Raw genomic sequence first — 5,958 nt, forward strand, 5'->3', positions numbered from 1 at the left:
TGGTCGCCGGTCGGATCTCGCCGGGCTCACCACCGCGAACTGCTCGGTGACGGCGTCGACGGGGAACTGCGCAGCCAGAATCGCAGCACCGCGGGCAGCGGCGATTGCGGTGTCCTTCTTCTGCAGGGTCGGCAGAAGCGATGCGTTCCACGCGGCGAGTGCTTCTTCCTCGGCGACCAGCGCGACGTGTGCGAGCCCGTGCGCATTCATGGCCGAACGCAGCGCGAACACCTGCTCGGCCGTCCACTGGGCGGGATAGGTCGCCGCCGCAGCCAGATCCCCCGGCCGCAGACCGATGGACGACGCCACCTCGGTGAGCAGGCACAACAGGGCCATCGACGTCAATTGCTCGGCAGGAAAGACCGTGCCCTTGCTGCCGGTGACACCCACGCCGTCGGCCAGGGAGTCGAGAAAGTGTGTGTAGGCCTCGGAGTCGTCGTCGGTTGCATCTCCGAGCGAGACGGTGCCGTCGGGATGGGTGTTGAGCACGGTCGAGTGCAGTGACGCCAGGTGCAGCGACGGTCCGGGCGCGATCGGATGGGACACAGCGGCGACGGCGCGCTCGTCGTCCAGGTGGAGGCCGACGTCCGGTGTGCCGACACTCGCACTGCCGGGCTGCTCGGTCATGGGGCTGCTACCTGTTCTCGATCGGGGAGTGGTGCTCGGCCGTTATGTCGCTCCCGGTCCCCGCACAGTTACAGTGTCCACACTTGTGCTGGTCGAGGCCCCGTACCCCATGGCGCGCAGCATCGAGATCAACTCCGAGCGCGACTGCGCCCCGAGCCTTCGCCGAATGCGAGCCACATGGTGCTCGACGGTCTTGGGGGAGATGTAAAGCCGGCTGCCGACTTCGCGATACGTGACGCCGAGTACCAGCAGTTCGGCTACCTCGGCTTCGCGTTCGCTCAACGAGCCCGTCGGCTGCGGGCTCGATCTCGGGCTGTCGCGCCCCGTCGAGCTGGGTTGGCGCAACGATCTGGCGATGTGCAGCAGCGAGGTTGCCGTCGCAGTATCGGTGACGGTCAGGGCGGCCTCGCTCGCCAAGCGGGCACCGTCCCACGGCAGTCCGAAGGCGGTGAGCGTGCGTGCCGAATTCTCCACCTCGGTCGCGTCGGGCCTGCCCTGCAACACGCCGAGCCACGCGCGACCGGCACCGGCGAGTGCGGCGCTGTACGGATGGGTCGGAGCGGCGGCGGCCAGAGCCTTGGCGTGCGGGACCAACGCGTCGGGAGTCTGCGCCACGATGGCCGCCTGAACCTGATACCAATGCAGCGCCGACGCCCATACGGGTGGATCGCCGAGCGCTGCGAGCAGGTCGGTGGCCTGCGCCACCAGATGCTCGACGCGGTCCACCTGGCCGAGTCGAGTTGCGGCCAAGAGCAATTCGCCCAGAGGCAACAGCGCGAACAGGTCGGTCGAGTATTCGGCGATCACGTTCTGGGCCTGGGTCCAAGCCGTGATCAGTGACCCTGCGTCACCGGACCTGCGAGCCAGGCCCACTCGAATCGCGTGCAGGAACAGTTGATTGCGCACGTGTGACACCGGAATCCGTAGTGCCTCGATCGCGACGCCTGCTTCGGCGGTATCCCCTCGCAGCATCGACGCCCAGGCCCCGACGAGGCTCAACCTGGTGTGCGCCTCCGATCCCGCACGGTGCTCGGGAAGTGCTCGCGCCACGATGGAATCGACACGGGGTAGGTCGCCGCAGTGGACCGCGTGCAGCGCCGAGACGGCAGCGGCAGTATCCGGGGTGCACGAACGATCGGAAGTAGTGCCCGTCAACGTCATTGCCCGCATCAGCGCGTTGGCGGCGGCACTCGACGCTGCTGCGCTGCGCGAATCGATCGACCCGATCACCCCGGTGACGAGCAGACTGCCCGACGCGATACTCGACGTCGGTGCGAGGGCAGTCACGGCAGCCATCGAACGGTCGGCGGCGCTGCGATCACCGGCCGCCGCGGCCGAGAGGGCAGCCCACACGGCGTCGGGTCCGAGCCGATCCTCGCCGAGCCACGCGAACAATTGCGCACTGCGCGAGGCCATTCCACGTTGCGCGGCAACAGACGCCGACACCCGCACCGCCGTACGCAGATCCGTCGCATCGAACCCGGCAGCGCCGTCGAGAACCACATCGGCGAATCTCGCCGCCTCGTCCGGATTCCCGGTGGCAGCCGCGACCTCGGACCGCCTCGCAGCCAGCGCCGCCGAGTCGAATCCCGCGTCGACCGCCGCGTCGTACAAGGCACCCGCGGTTTCGACAGCAGCAGAATCGGCTTGCTGCGCAAGGAAATCTGCGAGACCCGGATGTACGACGCCTCGCTCTGCCAACGCACGTGCCGCGGTGGCGTCGAGCAGGCGGGATCGGGTGGCGATGTCGGTGACGGACGAGAGCAGGGCTCGGCAGCGCGCCTCTCCGATCATTTCGATCAGCGGGGCCTCCGCGGACGGAATCAACGTGCCCGTGGTGTCGAGCAGGCCGGAGCTGCAGGCCAGGTCGACGACCGACTCGACATCGGTCGCGCGTGCCACGATCTGCGCAGCCGACGCAGGGTCGGGTGTGATGCCGAATCGGGCTGCGAGCAGCAGTGCCCGCGTGTCGTCGGTGGTCTCGATCAGCATCCGACGGTGTTGTTCGGCAACGGATTCGGCGACCGCGCGCAGTGGAGCCGGATCGGAACGGTCGCCGCCGAGCGCGCCGATTGCCGCATCGACGGCGGCGAGAATTCCGCCGGTCGCCTTGGCGACGGCACCGGCGAGTGACGCCGAGATCGGTCGAACGGTCGCTGCTGCTCGCGCCGCGATGGCCACCTTGTCCAGCGGAACCAGAGTCAACCGGTTGGAACCGGCGGACGCGACGAGCTTCTCGATGCGGGAATCGAAGCTCCGCGGCGCGGTGGCGACGATCAGGGTGATGTCCGAGCGTGTTGCCGCCGCTGCGATCTCGTCGAGACGCTGCTCCGACAGCAGGTGCGCGTCGTCGACGAGAACCGTCGAGCCGGACGGCGCGTCGGCGATGGTGCCCGTGTACACGTCCACCGTCGACGCCACGGAATCGAGAACCGCGGATCGGCCGGAGCCGTCGACTCCGACGACGATATGAAATCCATTGGCGACGAGCGCATCACGGACGAAGCGATCGGCGCGCTCGATGCCGACGAGCGATGATCGAGTGCTGGTCACCGTCGACCTATCGGCCGGTCAAGCCGCCGAGGGCTCCGCCGAGCCCGTCACCCACGCCGCCGACGACACCGCCGAGCCCGTCACCGACGCCGCCGACCACTCCGCCGAGTCCGTCACCGACACCCTGTCCGACATCGCCGAGGGTGGGACCCTGATAGCTGGGAACCTGCACGCTCGGTGCTTGCGGAACCTGCACCGCCGGAGGCTGGTAGTTGGGAACGGTCGGAGCGGCGACCGACGGGATGGTCGGCACCGTGGCCGCGCCGTTGTCGGCCGGGGCAGGCGATCCCGCGACCGGAGCACCGGTGGCCGGATCGATCTGCGTCACCGTTCCGTCGGCGTTGACCACCGTGGTCGGCGCACCCTCGGAACCGGGTGCGGCAACACCGTTCTCACCGGTCGCCGGCGTCGTCGTCGCGGCATCGGCCACCGCAGCGCTGGTTCCCGGTGTCTCGGTGCTCGAGATCGAGGTTTCCGCGTTCGATTCGGCCGGAGTGGTGTTGTCGGAAGTCAATGCCGTGCCCACCGACAATCCTCCGCCGGCGAGAAGCGCGAGAGCGAGGACGGATCCGGCCACGACACCGGCTTTCTTGCGACCGGACATTCCTGCGTCGGAGTCGACGGCGGTGGGCGTCGGTGCGGGCCGGGGAGTGGGGCGAGGCATCGGGGCGGCCGCCGCAGCGGACGCCACGGCCGTGGTGGGTGCCGCAGCCAGTGCTGCGGCGTTGTCGGAGGCGGTCGCGTCGGCGATGTCGCTGCCGAGTATCGCGGCACCGACTGCGACGGTCAGTTCGGGTCGCGGTCCGGCCACCACGGGTGCTCGCAGCTCGGACGACATGAGCTCGGCGACCAGTGGGATGGCCGAACTGCCACCGACGAGTACCACCTGGTCGATGTCGGAGACGTCGAGGCCCGCGGCCGTGACGGCGTCGCGTACCACCCCGATCGACGCCAGCAGTGATGCTCGCACCAGTTCTTCGACCTCGGAGCGCACCAGGCGTACCTCGGTGTGCAGGCCCGGGAGGTCGACCGTCAGTGACGTGGAGGTGTCGTAGGAAAGCTGTTCCTTCGCCTCGCCGCAGCGGGCCCGCAGTTCCACGAGTGCGCCGACGGTATCGGGGTCGAAGGGATCGAACTCGAAGGATTGGCTTCCCGAGACGGTGTCGAGGACGTACTGCATGATCGCGTGATCGAACTGCGCTCCGCCGAACTCCTCCGAATGCACTCCGGTTCCGACGGTGCCTGCCTCGGAGCCGGTGCGCATCAGCGTGACGTCGAGTGCGGTCGCGCCCAGGTCGTAGACCACGGCCAGGCCGTCGGCCTGTGGGCCGCGCGTCACTTCGAGCCACCGCATCGTGGCGACGGACTCCGGTACCAGCGTGACGTCGGTGAGTCCCGCGCGCTCGAGCGCTTCACCGAGAACCTCGGCGGTGTACGCCGTCCAGCGAGTGGGGTGGGTGACGACGACGGTAGGAGCGGCATCGGTCCCGGCGGAGACCTCGGCGACGAGTGCGCGAGCAGCGGTGGCGTACAGGTCCTCGGCTCGGTGACTGCGGCCGTCGTCGTCGATCAGTTCCACCGGATCGCCCACCCGGTCGGCAAATCCGCTGATCAGATTGCGCGTCGAACGGTCCCAGAGCTCTGCCAGACGCGGGGCCTCGCCCGGACGGAGGTCGAGTGCCGAACGCTTGGCCACCGAGGTGACGGGTTCGGTGTCCAGAGCAGCCACCGCCGTCACCGAACCGATACGTATGCCGAGCCCTGCGTTCATCGTGGTGTCGCCGCCTTCGTCTCGCACTGCCGTCAGTACTACTGCCGTCACACGCACTGTCGGCAGTGGCCGATTATTCGTTACGTCTCACAGCAGGTTAGAGCGCACAACGAGTGAAATCCCCTAAAGCGCCGAGATCCCCTAACCGAAGTCCCCTGGCAACCCCCGGGGGAGTGGGGGGATCCGCCCCGTTGGGCGGGGGCTCTTCGGTGCCTAGCGTTGTGATCAACCACGAAGCACCACTCGTCAAGGAGACCCACGATGGCTACCAACGCCGTACTCGATTTCATTCTCGGCCTGCTGCGCGACGACCAGGCTGCAGCCGCCTACTGCGCCAACCCCGAGATGACGCTGGCCGCCGCGGGACTCGGCGACGTCACCCACGCCGACATCGTCGCCGTGGCACCCCTGGTCGCCGAGTCGGGACTGTTCGCCGGCGCAGGCAGCCAGCTCTCGGCCATCCTGGGCGCAGGCGCATCCGCCGGCCTCGACGGTGCCCTCGCCGGCGGCGCGAGCCTCGGTGGCGGATTGTCGGCCGGGCTCGGACTTGCAGCAGGCGCAGTGGCGGGCGGCGGACTCGCAGCAGGTGGCAGCCTGACCGGCGGAATCGACGTCGCGGGTGAGATCGAGGCATCCCTGCAGGCAGCACTTGCCGCAGCATTGGCTGTCGGAGGCCAGATCGGTCTCGAGCTCGGAACCGCGTTCGGCGGCGCATTCGACGCCCTGCTCGGCGCAGGCGCAGGTATCGGTGGCGGTCTGGATCTGGACCTCGACGGTCTGCTCGGCGGAACCGTCGGGCTCGGCGCTGCACTCACCGGACTGATCGGAGCAGGCGCAGGCATCGGCGGCGAGATCAGCGGAGACATCGCCGCACAGCTGCAGGCAGCACTCGACGCCGCCATCGGCGCGACCGGTGCCGTCGACCTCGGCGCACTGGCCGATATCCAGGGCGGCCTGGCCGGCGCTCTCGGTGCGGTCTTCGGAGTCGGCGGAACCGTCGGAGCCGA

Annotated in this window: 3 protein-coding genes and 1 pseudogene; 1 reads left to right on the forward strand and 3 read right to left on the reverse strand. The window is 68.9% G+C overall.

The genetic code is table 11. From position 1 onward, the window contains the following. The 3 genes and pseudogenes from A2J02_RS26020 to A2J02_RS26030 form a co-directional block, all read right to left on the reverse strand. Positions 1 to 627 (reverse strand): annotated as a pseudogene (locus tag A2J02_RS26020) (hypothetical protein); the annotation flags it as partial. 42 nt (positions 628 to 669) lie between these two features. Then, positions 670 to 3,180, reverse strand: a complete 2,511-nt coding sequence (locus A2J02_RS26025; protein ID WP_082898805.1) for a helix-turn-helix transcriptional regulator — start codon at positions 3,178 to 3,180, stop codon at positions 670 to 672. Positions 3,181 to 3,187: 7 nt separating this feature from the next. Beyond that, entirely contained in the window at positions 3,188 to 5,002 is a 1,815-nt protein-coding gene (locus A2J02_RS26030; protein ID WP_231911511.1) for an Hsp70 family protein, read from the reverse strand. A 210-nt stretch (positions 5,003 to 5,212) separates the two neighbouring features. Here A2J02_RS26030 and A2J02_RS26035 point away from each other — a divergent pair. Continuing rightward, a partial coding sequence (locus A2J02_RS26035; protein WP_197478146.1) for an IniB N-terminal domain-containing protein occupies positions 5,213 to 5,958 on the forward strand: 746 nt, incomplete at its 3' end.

Origin of the sequence: Rhodococcus sp. EPR-147, assembly GCF_001647185.1 — a bacterium.
In the GTDB taxonomy this organism is placed as follows: domain Bacteria; phylum Actinomycetota; class Actinomycetes; order Mycobacteriales; family Mycobacteriaceae; genus Rhodococcoides.